Origin of the sequence: Rubeoparvulum massiliense, assembly GCF_001049895.1 — a bacterium.
GTDB classification, from domain to species: domain Bacteria; phylum Bacillota; class Bacilli; order Rubeoparvulales; family Rubeoparvulaceae; genus Rubeoparvulum; species Rubeoparvulum massiliense.
The window spans coordinates 16357-36437 of the sequence record NZ_CVPE01000004.1 but is presented as its reverse complement, the minus strand read 5'-3'; the positions used below and the strand labels follow the sequence as shown (position 1 = coordinate 36437).

Sequence of the window (20081 nt, the reverse complement as noted above, 5' to 3'; positions counted from 1 at the left end):
TGTTTTTGGTGTATGGTAGGACCATTTGAAGCAGAGTCGGGTGTGATCGTTGTTGTTTCGGGTTATACTGGTGGGCATCAGGAGAATCCTAGCTATGAGGAGGTATGTAGTGGTAAAACAGGTCATTATGAGGGGGTTCAGATTACATATGATCCTACGAAAGTTACCTATGGTACCTTGTTAAATATCTTTTGGCGCCAGATCGATCCCACTGATGCAGGTGGTCAATTCCATGATCGTGGTTCCTCTTATCAAACAGCTATCTTCTATCATGATGAGGAACAACGACAGGTGGCAGAGGCATCAAAACAGGCATTGGCGGAAAGTGGTCGCTTCAAAAAGCCCATCGTGACCAAGATTCTTCCTGCCCAAGCCTTCTACCCAGCGGAGGAGTATCATCAGCAGTATCATAAAAAAAATCCCCTCCGCTACAAAATGTATCGCAAGGGATCAGGTCGGGAAGCGTATCTCATTGAAAATTGGGGCGTAGATGCAAGTATCTTACCGGCATGGGCAGAGGAACGAACTGATACGAGAGAGGAATTGCAGGAACGTCTTACCCCTATTCAATTTCGGGTCACACAAGAGAATGTGACAGAGCCTCCCTTCCAAAATCCTTTCTGGAACAATAAGAAGGAAGGCATCTATGTAGATATCGTATCTGGAGAGCCACTTTTTAGTAGTAAAGATCAGTTTGACGCTGGCTGTGGCTGGCCTAGCTTTACAAGGCCACTTCATGAAGAACTGATCAGCAGCAAGCTTGATTTGAGTCATGGGATGATTCGTACTGAAGTGCGAAGCCATTTTGCAGACTCCCACCTCGGGCATCTGTTTGATGATGGACCAGAACCAACAGGATTACGCTACTGCATCAACTCTGCTGCCTTACGTTTTATCCCTAAAGAAGAATTGGAAGAAGCAGGGTATGGAGAATATTCTTCGTTATTTCTCATGCCATAATTACCAATCGAATAACCAACTTTTCGCAAGGGCGAGATATTCTCGAATGTATAGTTTCAACTTTACAACGGTGGGAGTGGGTGCAGCTAATGGAGAGGCATCCATTCCCAACCTTTCTGCAATGGTGAGTGCCCGCAGTAGGTGAAAATCATTACTGGCAATGACCACTTTTGCATTGGAAGAGTCCATCAATCTTTGGGCAAATAATAAGTTTTCATAGGTGGTCGTCGATTGGTCTTCCGTGAGAATTCGCTCCGTATCTATCTGGTGTTGAATTAGAAAGCGACGAACAGCTTCCGCTTCACTGATTTGTTCTCCCGCCCCTTTTCCTCCTGTTACGATCACCTTCGTATTGGGGGAATGGTGTAAATATTCCAATGCGGTGTTTGCTCGATTGGATAAGGCGAGGGACATTTCCTCACCATTTACTTTTGCTCCTAAAACGATGAGATAAGGGGCATCTTCATAGGCTGGTTGATTGGCTGTGTTCATGATTAAGGTATGGATAATTGCTACATATATGATGGCTATCAGGAGTAGTGATGAAAGAAAATAGAACCATCTCTTGCTCTTTCGAATTTTTGTGATCGTGACTCCTCCTTTCCGTCCTGATTTACTTCCCTTCTCCATGGGCCACTCGTTGCTCCGTCTCTGCACGTTTTGCTTTATTGAAGTTATCAAACTCTGCAAGGTATCCCGTAATGCGACGAATCCGTGAGATATGATGACTATGGCATTCTGGGCAAGCATCTTCAATTATGCCATCATAGTGACAGTCTAAGCAATGATCAACAGGAAAGTTAAATGCTACATAGCCCATGTCACTAACAGACATGGCGTGTAAGATGCGCTCCAATGCCTGCGGATTATTGCGAGGTGCCTCTTTAAGTTCAATATAGCTAATCTGGCCACCATTGCAATAGCGATGATAGGGTCCCTCAACACCAATCTTCCCGAAGATGGAAATAGGATAGTTAACAGGCACGTGAAAAGAATTGGTATACCAGTCGTGATCAGTTACACCATCGATCATACCATACTGTTGACGATCTCGTTCCAGCAGCTTACCACAGAGTCCCTCTGCTGGTGTTGCCAAGAGGGAATAATTCAGCTGATATTCCTCACTAGCCGCATCTAGAACTGTTCGCATAAATTGAATGATCGAAAGGCCTAGTTCATTGGCAAGGGGACTTTCACCATGATGTTCTCCACATAGGACAATTAATGCTTCAGCCAGTCCGATAAAGCCAACAGCCAAGCTACCATGCCGTAGTACTGGTTCTAAGTTCTCCTCTCTCTTTAATTGATCTGAATCCATCCAGACGCCATTCATGAGAAAAGGAAAATCATGTTTAGAAAAAGAAGCTTGATACTGAAAACGCAAGTGTAGTTGTTGGATGGCTAGTTGAAGCGCTTGAAATAACTCAATAAAGTAAGTCTGAATTATTGGATCTTCTAAGAATCTTGTTGGTAAAAGGATGGAATATAATTGTTTTAGCTGAGCAAAAGTTTCGCGGTCTAGCGTAGACGGAGTTTTTCTTTTTTTTAATGAAAGGGCAAGGCCAGGCAAATTGAGTGTAGTAAAGGAGAGGTTTCCTCGACCTTCACAGGTTTGAGTCGCTTCATCCTGATAGCGATCCCAAGCAATCCGAGTCCGACACCCCATCACAGGCACATCCTCAGGAAAATCTTGATTCAACGTGCAGTCTTGAAACACATAGTTAGGGAAGAGACGATGACCTGTTACACGTAGGGAAAGCTGAAAAAGATCGTAATTGGGTGAAAACTCCTCAAAATTGACGCTCTTCTTCACCTTGAAGATTAAGTTGGGAAAGAGGGGCTGTTCTCCATATCCCAACCCACGATCATAAGCCCGTAGTAGCATCTCACTGACTAAGCGTCCTTCCTTGGAGATATCTGTTCCAAAATTAATACTGGTAAAGGGAACTTGTGCTCCAGCCCGTGCGTGCATACTATTTAGGTTAAAGATAAGTCCTTCCATCGCTTGAAAGGTCTCATCCTTCGTCGCATTCCAAGCTAACCCTTCAAGTTCTTGCACAGTAAGGGGCTTCTCACTTCCGCTGCTTGCAAAGAGCTCTTGTAAATGCTGAAGTTGCCAAGTGAATTCACGCTGAACGTAGGGTGCTAGATCTCGATCAAACCATCCAAATGCTTGTCCTCCGTGTTGATCATTCTGATTGGACTGAAAGATGATGCAAGCCAATTGCGTTGCTGTACGAATTCGCTTTGGTGAACGAATGAAACCATGTCCGGTGTGGAAGCCACGTTCTAATAGTTTGCGTAGGGGAATGAAAGTACAGGTTGTTGTGCCTACACTATACCAGGAAAAATCATGGGGATAGAGAATATTACTTGCAATAGCTTCTTTAATTTCAGTAGGCAGTAGGGTGGCGCTATACTCTTGATTAGCAAGCTCCGCAATCTGCAAGAGCTTGCTGGAAGGGCCATGACCAACATTGGCATTCTCCCGATGGGTCTGTTTACAGATTGCTGCAATCTCCTGATCAAGGGTTGTGTATGACATGCTATCTGTTATCATCAATCATCTCTCCATTTCAGTGATTCATTGTTGGGGAACATTATTTGAAGTGTGTGATTTTACTCAAAGCTTATGACTTTACCTGCTTGAAGTCGAATCATTCGCTGATTACTGGAACCGCGAAAGGGAAGGGTAGTAGGACAGTGTTCTTTCTGAAAGGGTCCATCCACGAGTACATCCAGAAAGGGGAGGAGGCTGGGATCAGGTAGATTTTCTAATCGATAGCCAGTGTAGCACCAAATATTCAGGGTGGGCTGCTCTCGCTTTAATGTTTGTAGTAAAATTTTTATGGACGTAGATTGAGCCAATGGGTCACCACCGGAGATCGTAATACCTGAGTATGGCCCCCCCTCCAATCGTTGTAATAGAGATCGAACCACCTGCTCTACCTCATATGTAACGCCACTTGTTCTCGACCAGAGCTGTTGATTATGGCAACCTAGACAATGATGGGGGCAATAGGCTGTAAATAAGACAAGGCGGATGCCTTCCCCATCACAGGTGCTCTCAATAATCGCCTCCTGTAGCTGTGTTGCTAGTCGTAATTGCATAGTAAATTCATCCCCTTAACAAGATAAAAAACGACTCATTCTGGGAAATGAGCCGATCACAAAGAAGCCAGGCTCCTTCTCCCGAAGAGCAGGTAAAGCAATGGTTAGGCAGGTCTCCTGGCTTATGGATCTTCCTACTCTGAGGTCTTCCCATCTAAATGGCTTGCACCTAATCTTAGACAGTGACAGCTCATTTCGTCCTCATATACAGTTGCGGGGACAGTGTTGGCCTTGCACCAACTTCCCTATTAAGCCCTATTACGGCACCTAATCATTCTATGGTGAATTGTCTCTTCGATTATAACGTGAAGCTTCAATCATTGCACCCTAATTCAAGGTGAAATACACTACATATTGTGTGACGAATTATAAACATATCTATATTTTGATTTTTATGTTGCGCCATATTACAGTTTGATGAAAGAATGAATAAAATTTTGGAAATAATGAGTATTTACATGATTTTTTAGTGGGTTTCATACTATAATATTGAGTATACTCAGGTGAATAAGCATCATAAAGCTACCTGATATAAGTTGGGTAAAGGAGCATATGGAAGTGAGAGAACGAAAGTGGTATTTTTATCTCCTAATCCTTTTCATTATCTTTCTCATGTTTAAGGCAGTGGACAATCTGGGCTACCTGCTAGAGCTATTTCGTGGTTTTTTAGGATTGATTAGTCCGGTGATTATTGCCTTTGGGATCGCTTATATCCTAAAGCCACTAATTGTCTATTTAGAAACCAGATTTCGCATGAAAAGATATATGAGTATCTTGATCGTCTACCTCGCTTTTTTAGGCTTGGTCATCTTCTCACTGACCTTCTTTACTCCTCGGATCTTACGCAGTGTAGAGAACTTTATCGTGAATATCCCTACCTATCTTAGTAATATGGAGAGATGGGTAGATACAGAGCTGATGGAGCATGAATATGTAACGAAATATGAACTCCAGCCCTATGTTATGGAGTATAAAAAGATTGCCATTGACCATATTAAGGATTTATCCGGCTCATTGAATGAAGCTGTTAGCAATGTTGCTTTAGGCTTAAGAAATTTTGCCATGGGTCTGGTGAAGTTTTCCCTTGGATTTATTATTTCTATCTATATGCTGATTGATAAGGAGAAATTTGCTGCTACGGGCAAACGGATATTATATGCATTTATGTCCGATCGGAATGCAGAGGCAACTATCAATTTTCTAAAGGAAAGTGATCAAACCTTCTCTAGGTATCTCGTTGGGAAGTTGCTGGATTCCAGTATTATAGGAATGATCTGTTATGGTGGACTTCTCCTACTCAATGCACCTTACCCGCTTCTGCTTAGCTTAATTGTTGGGGTAACCAATATGATCCCCTATTTTGGGCCATTCATTGGCATGATCCCTGCAACAGTGATTACGCTGTTTATCTCACCGATTCAAGCTCTGTGGGTGTTCCTTTTTATCTTGGCGCTACAGCAGTTTGATGGCTTGTATCTTGGTCCCAAAATCCTTGGCGATAAAGTAGGAATCAGTCCATTCTGGGTGATTCTCGCTATTATTGTAGGTGGAGGAACTTTTGGCGTATTAGGCATGTTTCTTGCTGTCCCATTCTTTGCTGTATTAAAGATGGGATTTGAAATGCTGCTCAATCATCAAATGGCCAAGAAAAAAAGGATTCTGTAGAAATACCATAATTTGACTTACTTTTTTTATCATTATTTCTCATGGATTTTATTGACCAATTGTGAGATGATAAAGATGCACAAGTTGTTCAAGATTAACAGTTAAGGGTGATGATACGATGTTATCGAGTATAGGCGTACCTGGACTTATTATTATTTTAGTAGTGGCACTCATCATCTTTGGCCCAAAGAAATTGCCTGAGTTAGGCCGCGCAGTGGGACAAACCCTCAAGGAGTTCAAAAAGTCTACACGTGAATTGCAAGAAGACGATGATATAGAAGAAAAGAAAGCAAAGAAAACAGAAGAACCAAAGAACGAATAATGGTGTAAATCTCTTAGTCACTCATGATTAAGAGATTTTTCTTTTTTTGTAGGAGTTCTTGTGACCAGTAGCAGCTTGAATGCATCATGATTGCATCTTCATCACCACTCATTTACAATTATTGATGGATTGACCAACAGAGAGAGGATAGGTCAATGGTGAAAGGAGATGTATTCGATGGCTCGGATTCAGCAGTTAGGGCTGGTGTTGGTGTTCCTTCTTGTGTTTACAGCTTGTGGAGATAAGAGTGATGAAACCCTACACAATCTATATGAAGAGGTTGTACCCATTGAAGTGGTAATACAAATGGAACCCACTGTGATCCAACCGGGTACTGAAAGTTTACTACGAGCGATAGTCCTTCAGAAGGATCAAGCCGTTGAAGATGCTAGTAGCGTCCAATTTGAAGTTTGGAAGCAAGGGGATCCTCAACATACATGGATAGATGCAAGTCACATCTCAGATGGTCATTATGAGGTTACCTATACATTTACAGATGAAGCAATGTACTATGTGATGTACCATGTCGATGCAAGAGGAATGCATGCCATGAACAAACAGAAGGTACCCGTGGGGGATATCCCAGATACTTCGCCAGAGGCGGATCGGGCAGAAACATCACAAATGAATCTGAATACCCCATAGTGAGAAAAGAAGAACCCCACATGGCACTGATTGTTATCAGAGCTCCATGTGGGGTTGATCAATTGTTCATCACTTTTCATACTAAACAAGCTTCATGCTTACAACCAATACCACACTAAGGATTAATACGGTAGAGCCGATCATACTGATTGCGAAGTTGCGTGCTTTGGCTTGTAGATGGTGTTTGGATGTTTGGCTTTTCGCTAGGGATTTCTGGATACCTCGTGCTTGGATGAATAGGACGATCATGGATAAGAGAATGACTACACCGCCAAACTGTTCCATGTAATTAAGATAGAATGGCTTTGTGGTTCCCATGAGCCCCATCTGGAGAATAAGAGCAACTCCACTAACTAGAACAATGAAGGCACTAGGATTGAGTAACCACTTGACCAGTTTGGTTAAAGAAGGTAGTAGTGTTTCCTGTTGGTCGGCATAATGGCGCATTTGCTGTAACTGCAAGGCAAAGATAATTAGTGAACCAAGCCAAATAGCAAGTCCTGTAATGTGGAAAAAGTAGACGATCGCTTGCATTGACATATTTAACCTCTCCTTCTCGGCACTAGTGTAAATATCTGTTTACTAATATAATAATAGTAATAACCATAAAAATCTAGTGGAGAACTGTTTTGAAGTCCAGCACTCCACTATGCCTTAATAACAGATTCTTATAGTTCAAAAGCCATCTGAAGTTAAATTCAGATGGCTTTTTCTAGGTGTTTACATTCGCATACGTTACTCTATTTTAGTTTTGATGGCCACCAGTTCCACTTACCAACAAGTGTAATGATGGAAGGAACTAAGAGTCCACGGATGAGGAAAACATCCATTAGAATCCCGAGGGAGACAATCATGCCAAATAAATGGAGCTCTTGTAAGGGCTGTGTGATTAGAACAGCAAAGGTAGCAGCAAGAATGATCCCTGCTGAGGAGATGACACCACCTGTTAAAGCTAAGCCCTTTTGGACAGCCTCTTTGATCGGATGCTTGGTGGCCTCCTCATGAATACGGGAGATGAGCATAATATTGTAATCTACGCCTAATGCCACGAGAAAGACAAAGGCATACAGAGGAATCCGATAGCTAATGGCTCCGATGCCTTGAATGGAGTGAATAATAAACCAACCTAATCCCATGGCAGAGGCGAAGGAGAATAGAATGGTGGCGATCATATAAATGGGTGCCACAAGGGAGCGGGTTTGGAACACCAGCATCAATGTGATAAACAAGGTAATTAGGATAACTACCAGTTTCGTATCACGCTCATTCAGGGAACGTACATCAGCTTGATGCGCACTCTCACCAGCATAATATAGTGCGTATTCTTCTGGAGAAAAGCCACTTGCCTGTAATAGCTCATCTGCGCGATCGCGAAGTACCTGGATGTTGTCTAGGGAGCTTTGATCGTAGGGATTTTCAGCAAGCAATATGGTGAAACGCATTGCATTTTTATCCTGAGATAAAGAAGAGTTCATCATCGCCATACCTGTATTAGCATGAGCAGTAGAAGTGCTTTCACCCATCTGGCTAGGTAAGGCATGAGGTGGTGTATCGAGCAAAGAGACATGAGCAATTCCATCTAAATTATTAAGCGTTTCACCAAGCTTTAGAAGGGATTGCATCGCTTCTGGATCGGAGGGCAGCTCATTACCATCTTTCTTTACTAGGATTGCTTGGATTGGTGCTAATTCACCTTTTGGAAAGGATTGCTCTAACACCTCATAACCAATGCGAGAATTCATATCCGCTGGGAAGGATTTGATCATATTAAATGAGTATTGTATGCCCAAGGCATTGATGGCGAAAATGGCAATGATGATGAAGACAGCTCCGCCGCTTACCCAAGGCTTTTTCACCACAAAGCGACTCACCTTCTCCCAAAAGCTTTCATGCTTATGGAGAGGTACGCCGAGTTTCGGTATAAATGGCCAGAACGCCCGACGACCAAAGAGTACAAAGATAGCTGGAAGTAAGGTTAAGCCAGCCAGGAGAATGACGACCATGGCGATGGAAAAAACGGGGGCAAAGTTCTGATAGGGTCGATAAAGTGCAGTAAACAAGGTAAGCATGGCTACAAGAACAGTTCCGCCACTATAGAAAATTGGGGAAGAGACGTGTGTCATCGCTTCCACCATGGCAGCATGTTTATCTTGATAACGAGTCAATTCCTCACGGAAGCGTGAAAAAATGAACATGGAATAATCGGTTAATGCTGCAAATAACAAGATCATCATGATGGATAACGATTCATTTTGAATATGAAATAGCCCTTGCTTGGCAAAGAAGCCTAATACTCGATCTACAACCTGATAAACAAAACCAGCAGCTAGGAGAGGGATGATTGCTAATAAAGGTGAACGATAGATGACCACCAATAGAATAAGGATTAAGCCGATGGTTGAGAAAAGTAGGACTAAGTCTGCATTAGCGAAAATGGCAATGGAATCAGATGCAATCCCCGCTGGACCAGTAATATATAGCTGCATATTACCCATGGATAGCTGTTGGCTCTGCTCTTGAATTGCAGTTACTGTCTGGTTAATGGATTCCATGGGAAGATTAGGGTACAAGTTAACAGGTAAGAGTAAGCTTGTCCCATCTTCAGAGAGAAATTTGGCCTTTGCTGGTGCGGGCATGGCGTGAAAGGGAACAACATCGCTGATCTTTGCTGGTCGCTCCGCTGAAGAGAGCCATTCGCTTAGTTGAATGATGGTGGTAAATTCATCTGCTGAAATCTGATTAGGGTCATGGAAGACCAAAAGTGCTGGGAATCCTTCATTTGTAGGAAAATTCTCTTCAATAATCTGGTTGGCTACTACAGACGGTACATTGTCAGGGAGATCACTGGAAACCAAATTGGTCGCGTACTCTTTGGCAGGGGGAGCTACTGCACTGAAAAGGCCAGCGATTAATAGCCAAACCAGCAGTGTTACCCAAGCTCCTTTTCTGGTACTCGATATAGTACTTAGCTTACGAAAACCTAACATGAATAAGATCTTCCTTTCTGGTTGTTCTCAGATGTTCGAGATGGCCATGCTCCTCACCAGAGGGGAAGAACAAACCTTATCCCGACACTTGTGTCGGGATAATTATTGCATGTGTTGCTAATCTAGTCAAGATGACGATTGCCGATACCGTTAAGAATCATATCAAATACAAGCTCCTCTCGTTGAGAGCCATCGAGATGGTTAGCAGGAATATTGATCGCCTGTGTTATCAGTGTTGCAATCATTGGTGTTGGTAGGTCACGACGAATTCCACCCTCAGCTTGCGCCCTTTCTACAACCTGACACACCCAGCGATAGATGGCTTGATGCTGCTCCTGTAAGTGGGCTAAAGCCTTCATGATTTGGGGGGAATTCTTACATTGGACAAGTGGGATTGTGGCACCGATCTGATGAATCTGCGAAGATTGTAGGAATAAGCGGATTGTCTCCTTGAGCTGCTCCATCCCGCTTGCTACCGGATCGATCTCCTCACAGCTCTGTATCACCATGGACAGGAGATTATCCATGTAAGCTACGATCAACTCTTCCTTGCTAGCAAAATACTCATACAGCGTACTTCGTCCTACATGAAGCCGATCTGACAGAACAGAGAAGTTCAAACCACTATAACCACGTTCCAATAAAAGTTGCTCTGTAGCATCAAAAATTTGCGTGATATCTAACTTCTTTTTTGACATGGTATCACCTTGATTAACCACGGATCATCGCTCCGTAGATAGTTTTTCCTACTCTTATTTTTCCATACCCACTAGAACTGGTCAATTATACAGAGATTTTGGTCACAAGATAGGAGGATTGTTTATAAGATAAAATATCAATCCGTTGGGTTGTTAGTTGAAACAAGCAAAGGGTGGTAATGATGTTGACAATATTTGCGATTCTCGTCGCTTGTTTCTTTGCCATCAATATTGGTGCAAGTGGAACAGCAGCAGCAATGGGGGGAGCATATGGAGGTGGAGCAACCACCAGAAAAAAAGCGGTACTTTTCGTTGCAGTAATGGCTTTTTTAGGAGCGGTTCTTGGTGGCGGGGAGGTTGTAAAGACATTGGGGAGTGGCATTATCCCTTCAGAACTACTCAATGTAGAATTGACCTTAATTATCCTCCTTGCAGCATGTACCACACTTACAGTTGCTAATCTAATGGCGATTCCATTATCAACGAGCGAAGTGACCGTAGGCTCCATCGTCGGAGTAGGTCTCGCCTATCAACAGATCTACCTCGGAAAACTGCTACTCATCACCGCAACTTGGTTAATCATTCCCTTTATGGCATTTCTGATCGCCAGTCGCCTGAATCGTTTTCTTCCGAAGATGGAAGACTGGTTGTATCAGCATCTACCAGCAGCAAGGACACGAAGGGTTCTGGCATGGCTACTCGTTTGCTGTGGTTGCTATGAGGCATTTTCTGCAGGTATGAATAATGTGGCAAATGCCATTGGACCACTGGTGGGAGCAGGACTTATTCATTCCACAAGTGCCATCCTATTAGGTGGGTCCTGCTTATCTATCGGAGCAATTTGGCTAGGTGGGCGGGTATTAGAAACCAATGGTAAGAAGATTACTCAATTATCATTGATGCAGGGAAGTCTTGTCTCCTTTACAAGTGGAACGTTGGTCATTATCTCCTCATGGTTTGGTCTGCCAGTTCCATTAACTCAAGCTACGACCATGGCGATCTTTGGCATTGCAGCGGGAAATGAAAGGAAAGGGATTTGGAAGAAGGATGTTACCCGCCGAATTATTCGAATCTGGGTCTACTCTCCTTTAATTTCACTTTCTCTCTCATTCTCAGCAACCTTGCTATGGCGTTGGCAGCATCCTCTCTCCTACTTAATTCTCTTTATTATTCTGCTGAGTGGTGCATATCTTCAAGTATTACGTGTTCGTCAAAAATGGAGAGCGCGTAAAAAAGCTTCGATGGAGTTAAATATGACAAAATCATGACGTGAATGGAAAGGCATAAAAATTTACTACACTGTGGTAAAATAAGTGTGACTAAGGTTCAGAGGAGGTATGAAGCTTCACCTGAACCACGTCTACTTATTATTCAAGTAGACAAGCTATACTCTTTTGCTTTATGAAAAGGGAGGTGATTGGCGTGGCAAACATTGGTACGCCAGGACTAATTATTATTATTATCGTTGCACTTGTCATATTTGGACCGAGTAAGTTGCCAGAGCTAGGTCGAACTGTTGGCAAAACTGTTCGAGAATTTCGTAAGGCTACTCGAGGAATTATGGAGGATATTGATCCAAAATCAACTCCTACTACGCCGCGTAAAAAAACGGAAAATCACGTTTCTACAACCACTTCCACAATGACAGCGGATTCTCCAAGTAATGAGAATAGTGAGGCTAAGGATGTAACCAAGGAATAAATGTATGAAAAAGATGAGGCATATCCCCTCATCTTTTTTGATCCGCTTTATCTTCACTTTTTTTATGTGGATACATAGGGTAATGATAGGCGTCAGAATAGCAATGTATTGAATGGATGGTGGTAAAATGGAGAAACACTTCTATGCTGGAGCTTATACGAGCCAAGGGTTTGTAAGATTAACAGAGGATGCACTGCGCGGGATCCAACATCTCTATCTGCTGGAGCATTATCCCGATGTGGGTCAATATGAACTGCTAAAGGCTCTCTACGAGCATATTAAGACCAGTGGTGAGGAGATATGGATATTCCATACCCCTCTAGTTAGGGAACAGATCGTTGGCCTTGTCATACCAGCCTACTCGTTTGCAATGATAGATATTCTCTATGCACCAGACCTTGAAGGAACTGCGATAAACCTAGATGACTGTTGGAATCTGGAGTGGATCCAGCAGAATATCGAAGAAATCACGCAACTGCAAGGAGAAATGGAGGAAGAAGAGGCTCAGGTGTTAAATCACTTAGCAGCTGCACGAGGTTTTCATCATCAGAGAGAGAAAACTTATGTGCAGAGCATGGACTTTACAACAGCTGATCGGATTGCAGAGCAGCTATGTGGCAAGATCTTTCAAGCAGATACGAAGAAAAAGGAAGATCCTATAACTTATTGCTTCTTTTTTGGTGCTGCGACACCTGAAGGAGCAGTGAACTATATTGAAGAGAATACTAAGAATATGAAACGGTACATTCTCCATGGCCGTTCGGGAAGTGGAAAATCAACGTTATTAAAAAAAGTAGGGAGAGCAGGAGAGTTAGCCGGACATGATGTGGAATACTATCATTGTAGCTTTGATCCTTCCAGTATCGATATGGTAGTCATTCCAGCCCTTAATACGGCTGTACTCGATGGTACCACTCCTCATGTCATTCTTCCTGACCGTGAGACTGATGAAGTGATCGACCTATTTGTCCAGTGTATCGATCCTACCATTGAGACAACAGCAGCAAAGCGGTTATCTAGACTTCATGATCAATATAGGGCTCAAATTATTCTTGCTACAGAGGCACTTCAGCGTGTTCAAGCCATGGCACTTCGTATTGGTGAGCTTCAATCGCAAGGGTTACAAGTTCAAGCGTATGAGAGATGGAAGGAGCATTGGCTGAAGCAGTTATTCCTGTTCTTTTCAGCATTTGAATAATAAAAAAACGACCTTCTTACTTTGCGGATTAAGTCTACAAAGTAAAGTAGTCGCTGATTTGATCAGGATGAAACCCTTGTGATTTTTGAAGTGGTGCTGGTGACAGGAATCGAACCTGCGACCCCATCATTACGAGTGATGTGCTCTACCGGCTGAGCTACACCAGCATCGAAAGAAAAACGACAATTATTATGATAATGATCAAAAACGGAGAAGTCAATACCTGATTCAGATCACAAGGGTAGATTCTATACTGAAAAAAATTGACGTTTCTTCCTTCCCCAGCTAAACTAGAATCCATCAGTGTCCCCAGGTAGAGAAGGAGATGGCAGCATGAAGGAAAATCAGTATCAATTAATTGCAACGGCAGCATTTGGACTAGAAGCAATTGTCGCCAAGGAAGTGCGAGATCTTGGCTATGAAAATGTGGAGGTTGAGAATGGCAAGGTCATGTTCCAGGCTGATGCAGCAGGCATTGCTCGAGCCAATCTGTGGTTACGCTCTGCAGATCGGGTGAAATGGCAGGTAGGTCAATTCCGTGCTACCAGCTTTGATGAGCTGTTTGAACAGACGAAGGCCTTACCATGGGGCGAAATATTGCCACGCAATGCGGAGTTCCCTGTGATCGGGAAGTCTGTGAAATCACAATTATTTAGTGTTTCCGACTGCCAAGCCATCGTGAAGAAAGCGATTGTGGAAAAAATGAAAATGAAATTTGGTATGCCTTGGTTTCCTGAGGATGGTCCCCTCTATCGAATTGAGGTTTCCTTATTAAAGGATATAGCCACTCTTTCCATCGATACCAGTGGTGATGGGTTACATAAGCGAGGGTACCGTCAGCTTCATAATGAGGCGCCCTTGAAGGAGACCATGGCAGCTGCGCTGATTCAGCTTACGAACTGGAGGCCAGATCGCCCCTTCCATGACCCCTTCTGTGGCTCCGGAACCATTCCCATCGAGGCTGCCTTGATTGGACAGAACATCGCTCCAGGCTTTAATCGGAATTTTATCTCACAAACATGGCGTAACTTTCCGAAAGAGATCTGGGATCAAGCATTAGAGGAAGCAGAAGACTTGGCACGATACGATCAACCATTAGAGATTATGGGGACAGATATCGATCGTGATACCATTGAGTTGGCTAATCATAATGCCCAAGAAGCAGGCTTTGCTGATCTGATTAAGTTTAAGCAAGTGGCTGTAGCTGACCTAAGGACCGACCTCACCTATGGCTACCTTGTGGGTAATCCACCCTATGGAGAGCGACTGAAGGATGTGGAAACTGCCCGGATGATTTATCGGCAGCTCGCTGCAACCTATGAACGCTCATTTCCAACATGGTCCCTCTACATCTTCACAGCTGATGAGGAGTTTGAGGAAATCTTTGGCAAACCTGCAACGAAAAAACGAAAGTTGTATAATGGGCGCATTCGCTGTGACTACTATCAATACTATGGGCCACGCCCACCACGAGATCAGGATGGAGGAAATAATAATGAAGCAAGGATTTGAGACGTTTAAACTGCATGAGGGCTTAGTACAAGCCTTAAAACAGCAGCGTATCATCGAACCCACTGAAGTACAGAGCCAAGTGATGCCCCTGATCCAACAAGGACGAGACGTTATAGCCCAATCCCAGACTGGTTCAGGGAAGACACTAGCCTATCTATTACCACTGCTCAATAATCTTCAGGGCAAGAAGGATGAAGTTGAGTTCATAGTCCTCGCTCCTACACGGGAATTAGCGAAGCAAATCTATGGAGAGGTTCAACGATATATCACTGCTCTGCCTAATGGTGAGATTCTACGTGCTAAACTGTTGATGGGTGGGACTGATCGAGAGCGTCAGCTACGGCAGCTTAATACGCCACCTCAAATTTTAATTGGAACACCTGGACGCATTAAGGATTTAGTGGAGTCAGGGTTCTCCATCCATACTGCACGTACCTTCGTGATTGATGAGGCGGATCAGATGGTGGAGATGGGCTTTCTTGAAGAGATTGCGCAGCTCCATCGCAGTATGAAACGAGGGCATCAAACTCTTTGTTTCTCAGCTACGATTCCCAAAAACTTAGAAAGTTTCTTAAAAAAGATGATGAACCAACCTTATATTGTTCGAGTGGATCAATCTCAGGTTGCGTCCACCGTTGAGCATCACTATTTCCTAACGAAGAATCGTAATCGCTTACCCATTCTGGTGGAGCTATGTCAGCAGTACCGACCTTATTTAGGGATTATCTTTGTGAGCAAAAAGGAAGAGATGGCAGCGGTGTATGAGGCCCTTCTCAATGGAGGCATTGAGACAGGAATGATCCATGGAGATATGAATACGCGGGAACGGAAGAAGGTCCTAGAGCAATTTCGCGCAGGAAAGTTTCCGTTCCTCCTCGCATCGGATGTGGCAGCCCGTGGGATCGATATCGAGGGTGTAAGTCACATTATTAGCTATGACTTGCCCAAGGATCTTAACTACTATGTTCACCGAGCAGGACGTACGGGGCGTGCTGGGGCTGAGGGGCTCTCTGTTGTCCTTGTAGCAGAAGAGCAGGAGAAGATGCTTCAGAATCTCATAGAAAAGAAGAGAATTAAGTTCTTTGCGAAACGTTTAGTCCGTGGAGAAATTGAGACTGCACCTCCCCTCGTTGGCCAACGTCCACAGGGCAAGAGACCAGCTCCATCGAAATCGGTGAAAGAGAAGGCAACAGTGGGAAAGCCAACATCCCGTAGTAAAGCTGGATTGAAGGGAGAACAATCGCAACGTAAACAAGGTGGTCAATCTAGAAATCAAACAAGGAAGCGATCGGGAAGAGCTTCATCACGAACTAAATAACAGAAGCTGCAGCAGGTAATATCGTCAAGGATCTGATTTTTCGATCCTTGACGATATTTTTTGTACCTTACTTATGCTACAATATTCATCAAAAGTATATATTTGGGTGATGAACTCGATTCTAATTATAAATGGCTGAGGAGGATCTTATGGAACAGCTTCAAGTAGGGAAACTCTCGTTAACTTGGTTAAATGGTGGCAATAATCATCTTGATGGTGGTGCTATGTTTGGCGTCGTGCCCAAGCCGCTTTGGAGTAGGAAATATCCATTTAATCATCTCGATCAAATTGAGTTACGTACGGACCCGGTTCTTATCCAGCATGAAGGAAAGTATCTCCTGATTGATTCAGGGATTGGGAATGGTAAACTAAATGAAAAAGCTCGACGTAACTATGGCTGTACCGAGGAATCAAAGATTCATCAGAGCTTAGCAAAATTAGGATTAACCGTAAATGATATTGATGGGGTGCTCATGACCCATCTCCATTTTGATCATGCCAGCGGACTAACGGAACTGGTTGAGGGCGAATATCGTAGCACTTTTCCACGGGCTACTATCTATACCAGTGAGATCGAATGGAAGGAGATGCGCTCTCCCAATCTACGTTCCCGTAATACCTATTGGCGGGAAAACTGGGAGACGATCCAAGATCAAGTAGTAACCTTTGAAAAGGAACTTGAGATCATGTCAGGTATCTCGATGCATCATACCGGTGGCCATAGCGATGGACACGGGATCATTCGGATGGCTAGTGCAGGTGATGTGGCATTACATATGGGTGATTTAATGGGAACCCATGCTCATCGTCCCTCCCTTTGGGTGATGGCCTATGATGATTATCCCATGACGTCCATTGCAGCAAAGGAAGCATGGGTGGTGCCGGGTATGGCAGAGAATGCTTGGTTTACCTTTTATCATGACGCCTATTATCGAGCGATCCGTTGGTCCACAGAGGGGGAGCAGATAGATGCAGTACCCATAGCTAGTAAAGTGCTCCGTGAAGATCTTGCGAAGCAACCACTACCTGTTTCCGAATAAGATCAAAGGATTGTCCAATACAGCATGGAGGGAAGCAGTTTGAAAGAGAGTGTAGCACAGGAATTACAAGAGAAAATTGCAAGTTATCAGATCCAACAGTTTCGTAAGGATCTGCTACATTGGTACGATACAGAAGGGCGCGTTTTACCGTGGCGCCAGAAACCAACGCCTTATAAGGTTTGGGTGTCGGAGATCATGCTTCAGCAGACACGAGTGGACACCGTCATTCCCTATTTTCAACGCTTTATGTCACAGTTTCCTACCATGGAGGCTTTGGCTGAGGCGCCTGAGGAGCAGGTACTTAAGGCATGGGAAGGATTAGGCTATTACTCGCGTGCTCGTCACCTTCATCACGCTGTGAAAGAGGTGGTCGCGGAGTATGGGAGTCAAGTACCTGATGATCCAGTGAAGCTCGGTGAGCTCCCTGGCATTGGTCCTTATACCAGGGGAGCCATTCTGAGTATGGCCTATCAACAGCCTACACCTGCTGTGGATGGCAATGTACTCCGAGTATTTACACGTCTTTTTAATTATGCTGAGGATATTGAAAAGACCAAGACCAAGAAGGAGATTGAGTGGGTGGTGGCACACTGTATTGATCCGGTGCGGCCAGGAGCCTTTAATCAAGCCATTATGGATCTAGGAGCCATGGTCTGCACGCCGAAGAATCCAGCTTGTCGCAATTGTCCCGTTCAGCAGCATTGCTTAGGGAGAGAGGCTGGACAAGCGGAACGATTACCGGTCAAGATTAAGAAGATTCGTGTCCGCCATGAAACCTATTTTGTCCCAGTGATCCGAACAGCCACCCATGTCCTCCTGCATCAACGCCCCGCTTCAGGACTCTTGGCAAAAATGTGGGAGTTCCCTATGTTCCTTGACCCTGATGGGGAGGCTGAAGATAGCTTGCAATTAAGCCAATGGGTGGATAAGCAATTTGCCATTCAACTTCTGTACCTCCATGAGGTGATGAAGCTACGCCATCAGTTTAGCCATCTGGAGTGGAATGTTCATGTTTATCAGTGTCGCTGGGATGAGGAGATGGATGTAGAGAAGCAGTGGTCTGATGAAATAAAGGGAGCGTACCATTTTATTCCCATCGACCAGTTAGCGCAACTGCCACTTCCTGTAGTCCATCAAAAAATCACAGAATGGATGAAATCAGAGTTCGAATAAGATAGGTTCGATTTGGTAAAATGAATTGGAGTAGTGGTTCGGACGGAAAGGATGGGATGAGGCTTGGCATTATTAGAGACGAGGAACCTAACGAAGCGCTTTAAAAACTTCGTCGCAGTAGATCATGTGAATCTACAAGTCAATGCAGGCGAAGTGTATGGCTTCATTGGCCCCAATGGTGCAGGGAAGACAACTGTAATTCGAATGCTAGTGGGGTTAATTCACCCTACAGAGGGTGAGGTCTATATTGATGGTCATCATGTGGGAAAAGAGTTTCGGCAAGCTATCAAGCAGGTAGGAGCCATTATTGAAACACCCTATATGTATGGGTACTTAACAGCTCGCCAAAACTTAACGCGCTTAGCGATGCTGGATCCCCAGATAGATCGTAAGCGAGTTGACGAAGTATTAGAACTGGTTCGGCTTACGGAGCGAGCAGATGATAAGGTGAAGGGGTACTCCCTAGGAATGCGACAGCGCCTAGGGATTGCTCAAGCCCTGCTCAGTCATCCTAAGCTAGTCATTTTAGATGAGCCTGCGAATGGCCTTGATCCACAAGGAATGTTTGAGCTTCGTCAATTAATCAAACAATTGGCCAGTGAAGAAGGAATCGCCTTCTTTATCTCAAGTCACATTCTCCATGATATTGAACAGATTTGTGATCGTGTGGGGATAATTCAACAGGGTCACTTAATCCGTGAAGAACGGGTGGATACCTTATTAGAAGAAGGAGAAAAACGTTATATCATTCATGTTAATCGATTGCAGGAGGCCTATGAATTACTACAAGGTTGGGATTGGATTAACGAAGTGGTTAACCAAGGGAATGCTTTGCAGGTAAGAGTGGATGAGAATCGGGTTGCCGAGCTCAATCGTCAGCTCATCCAAGCTGGCTATGATGTGGTTGCCTTAATTCCCACAGGTACCTCCTTAGAAGAATCCTTCTTACAGATGACAGGTGGGAGGCATGTGGGATGATTCGGATTATGAAGGCAGAATGGTATAAGCTATGTCGACTAAAAAAAACATATTTTGCTTTTGGTTTTTTACTAGTGCTTCAATTGGTGGCGGTTTGGCCAATCTTAGAGATGAATAGGCAGTTTGGGGCACCTAAGATGTCTGCATTCGACTTTTCTGCATCCATGCTACAGGGATTTAGCGGAGTCTTGATCCCAGTCATTATGGTGATTACAATTTTAGAATTGATCAATACAGACTTACGTGATGGAACGATGAGAATGACTTTGATTCGTCCCTATACCCGTAGTCAAGTACTTTTAGGGAAGTGGCTTGCAGCCATCACTTTTTTACTCACCATATTGCTTTTTCTATTGCTTACCTCACTGATGACGGGTTTTATCTTTTTTAGCTTAGAGAGTACTGGTGTAGCGTTCTCAGAGCTGATCGGGATGTATTTGGCTGCCATCTTACCACAAGCAGGCTTAGTCAGTCTCATGTTTTTACTGGCTATTCTCATTAATCATGGTGCAACGACCATGGGGGCTTTATTTCTTTTCTTAATTGGTAGTAGTATTGTGGATATGCTCAAACCAAAGATTGGTCAATTTTTGCTACCCATCTATCTCGATCGATTAGAGCCTTTTTCTATGGAGAGTCACGATCTGTTGCTTTGGACAAGTGTTAGCGTAGGTTATCTTGTGCTCTCTCTATTGTTGACGGATCTCATTTTCCGTCGAAAAGATCTTTTGCAGTAAGACAAAAGCTGTCAGATGTAGTCAATCTTCGTGCAA

The 20081-nt window shown here is 43.8% G+C and carries 19 protein-coding genes, 1 tRNA gene and 1 riboswitch; of the genes, 13 read left to right on the top strand and 7 right to left on the bottom strand.

Annotated elements, in window-relative coordinates; genetic code table 11:
* Positions 1-12: 12 nt before the first annotated feature.
* Positions 13-960 (top strand): peptide-methionine (R)-S-oxide reductase MsrB, encoded by a 948-nt coding sequence (gene msrB, locus BN1691_RS02760; RefSeq protein ID WP_048601157.1) that lies wholly within the window; start codon positions 13-15, stop codon positions 958-960.
* Here the strand turns inward: msrB and BN1691_RS02755 are convergent, their stop codons facing one another.
* The 3 genes from BN1691_RS02755 to nrdG are packed head-to-tail and all read right to left on the bottom strand — an operon-like array spanning position 961 to position 4071.
* Positions 961-1590, bottom strand: coding sequence for a YdcF family protein (locus BN1691_RS02755; RefSeq protein ID WP_076850086.1), 630 nt, complete (start codon positions 1588-1590; stop codon positions 961-963).
* A complete protein-coding gene (gene nrdD, locus BN1691_RS02750) occupies positions 1574-3520 on the bottom strand; it encodes an anaerobic ribonucleoside-triphosphate reductase (protein WP_048600730.1) in 1947 nt (648 codons plus the stop codon). Before nrdD ends, BN1691_RS02755 begins: the two co-directional genes overlap by 17 nt.
* 59 nt (positions 3521-3579) lie before the next feature.
* Entirely contained in the window at positions 3580-4071 is a 492-nt protein-coding gene (gene nrdG / locus BN1691_RS02745; protein ID WP_048600729.1) for an anaerobic ribonucleoside-triphosphate reductase activating protein, read from the bottom strand.
* 90 nt (positions 4072-4161) lie between these two features.
* Positions 4162-4357, bottom strand: a riboswitch (cobalamin riboswitch).
* A gap of 272 nt (positions 4358-4629) precedes the next feature.
* Between nrdG and BN1691_RS02740 the strand changes: the two genes are divergently transcribed.
* The 3 genes from BN1691_RS02740 to BN1691_RS02730 all read left to right on the top strand — a co-directional run bounded on the left by BN1691_RS02740 (position 4630) and on the right by BN1691_RS02730 (position 6703).
* Positions 4630-5736: an AI-2E family transporter gene (locus BN1691_RS02740; RefSeq protein ID WP_048600728.1), complete on the top strand. Its 1107-nt coding sequence runs from the start codon at positions 4630-4632 to the stop codon at positions 5734-5736.
* 118 nt (positions 5737-5854) lie between these two features.
* Positions 5855-6058 carry a twin-arginine translocase TatA/TatE family subunit gene (tatA, locus tag BN1691_RS02735; protein ID WP_048600727.1) on the top strand — a complete coding sequence of 68 codons (204 nt, stop codon included), beginning with the start codon at positions 5855-5857 and terminating at the stop codon, positions 6056-6058.
* Positions 6059-6235: 177 nt separating this feature from the next.
* Positions 6236-6703 (top strand): FixH family protein, encoded by a 468-nt coding sequence (locus BN1691_RS02730; RefSeq protein ID WP_048600726.1) that lies wholly within the window; start codon positions 6236-6238, stop codon positions 6701-6703.
* Between the two features lie 81 nt (positions 6704-6784).
* Here BN1691_RS02730 and BN1691_RS02725 read toward each other — a convergent pair whose 3' ends face one another.
* The 3 genes from BN1691_RS02725 to BN1691_RS02715 all read right to left on the bottom strand — a co-directional run bounded on the left by BN1691_RS02725 (position 6785) and on the right by BN1691_RS02715 (position 10409).
* Positions 6785-7243, bottom strand: a complete 459-nt coding sequence (locus BN1691_RS02725) for a hypothetical protein (RefSeq protein ID WP_048600725.1) — start codon at positions 7241-7243, stop codon at positions 6785-6787.
* A 200-nt stretch (positions 7244-7443) separates the two neighbouring features.
* On the bottom strand, positions 7444-9690 hold the full coding sequence (locus BN1691_RS02720) for an MMPL family transporter (protein WP_048600724.1): 2247 nt from the start codon (positions 9688-9690) through the stop codon (positions 7444-7446).
* A 122-nt stretch (positions 9691-9812) separates the two neighbouring features.
* Positions 9813-10409, bottom strand: coding sequence for a TetR/AcrR family transcriptional regulator (locus tag BN1691_RS02715; protein ID WP_048600723.1), 597 nt, complete (start codon positions 10407-10409; stop codon positions 9813-9815).
* 161 nt (positions 10410-10570) lie between these two features.
* On the opposite strand from BN1691_RS02715, the gene BN1691_RS02710 reads away from it, so the two are divergent.
* From BN1691_RS02710 to BN1691_RS02700, 3 genes are all read left to right on the top strand, one after another.
* Positions 10571-11656: an inorganic phosphate transporter gene (locus BN1691_RS02710; protein ID WP_231638333.1), complete on the top strand. Its 1086-nt coding sequence runs from the start codon at positions 10571-10573 to the stop codon at positions 11654-11656.
* A gap of 154 nt (positions 11657-11810) precedes the next feature.
* Positions 11811-12089, top strand: coding sequence for a twin-arginine translocase TatA/TatE family subunit (gene tatA / locus BN1691_RS02705; RefSeq protein ID WP_315969531.1), 279 nt, complete (start codon positions 11811-11813; stop codon positions 12087-12089).
* A 127-nt stretch (positions 12090-12216) separates the two neighbouring features.
* Positions 12217-13287 (top strand): hypothetical protein, encoded by a 1071-nt coding sequence (locus BN1691_RS02700; RefSeq protein WP_048600720.1) that lies wholly within the window; start codon positions 12217-12219, stop codon positions 13285-13287.
* Positions 13288-13378: 91 nt separating this feature from the next.
* Here BN1691_RS02700 and BN1691_RS02695 read toward each other — a convergent pair.
* Positions 13379-13454 (bottom strand) — tRNA-Thr (locus tag BN1691_RS02695).
* 166 nt (positions 13455-13620) lie between these two features.
* Between BN1691_RS02695 and BN1691_RS02690 the strand changes: the two genes are divergently transcribed.
* From BN1691_RS02690 to BN1691_RS02665, 6 genes are all read left to right on the top strand, one after another.
* Complete coding sequence (locus tag BN1691_RS02690) at positions 13621-14799, top strand: THUMP domain-containing class I SAM-dependent RNA methyltransferase (protein ID WP_048600719.1); 1179 nt, start codon at positions 13621-13623, stop codon at positions 14797-14799.
* Entirely contained in the window at positions 14783-16117 is a 1335-nt protein-coding gene (locus tag BN1691_RS02685; protein WP_048600718.1) for a DEAD/DEAH box helicase, read from the top strand. The genes BN1691_RS02690 and BN1691_RS02685 overlap by 17 nt, the downstream gene beginning before the upstream one ends.
* A gap of 149 nt (positions 16118-16266) precedes the next feature.
* Positions 16267-17157 (top strand): YtnP family quorum-quenching lactonase, encoded by an 891-nt coding sequence (locus BN1691_RS02680; protein WP_048600717.1) that lies wholly within the window; start codon positions 16267-16269, stop codon positions 17155-17157.
* Between the two features lie 39 nt (positions 17158-17196).
* Positions 17197-18330 carry an A/G-specific adenine glycosylase gene (gene mutY / locus BN1691_RS02675; protein ID WP_048600716.1) on the top strand — a complete coding sequence of 378 codons (1134 nt, stop codon included), beginning with the start codon at positions 17197-17199 and terminating at the stop codon, positions 18328-18330.
* A gap of 63 nt (positions 18331-18393) precedes the next feature.
* Positions 18394-19308 carry an ABC transporter ATP-binding protein gene (locus BN1691_RS02670; RefSeq protein ID WP_048600715.1) on the top strand — a complete coding sequence of 305 codons (915 nt, stop codon included), beginning with the start codon at positions 18394-18396 and terminating at the stop codon, positions 19306-19308.
* Positions 19305-20045, top strand: a complete 741-nt coding sequence (locus tag BN1691_RS02665) for an ABC transporter permease (RefSeq protein ID WP_048600714.1) — start codon at positions 19305-19307, stop codon at positions 20043-20045. The genes BN1691_RS02670 and BN1691_RS02665 overlap by 4 nt, the downstream gene beginning before the upstream one ends.
* Positions 20046-20081: the final 36 nt, after the last annotated feature.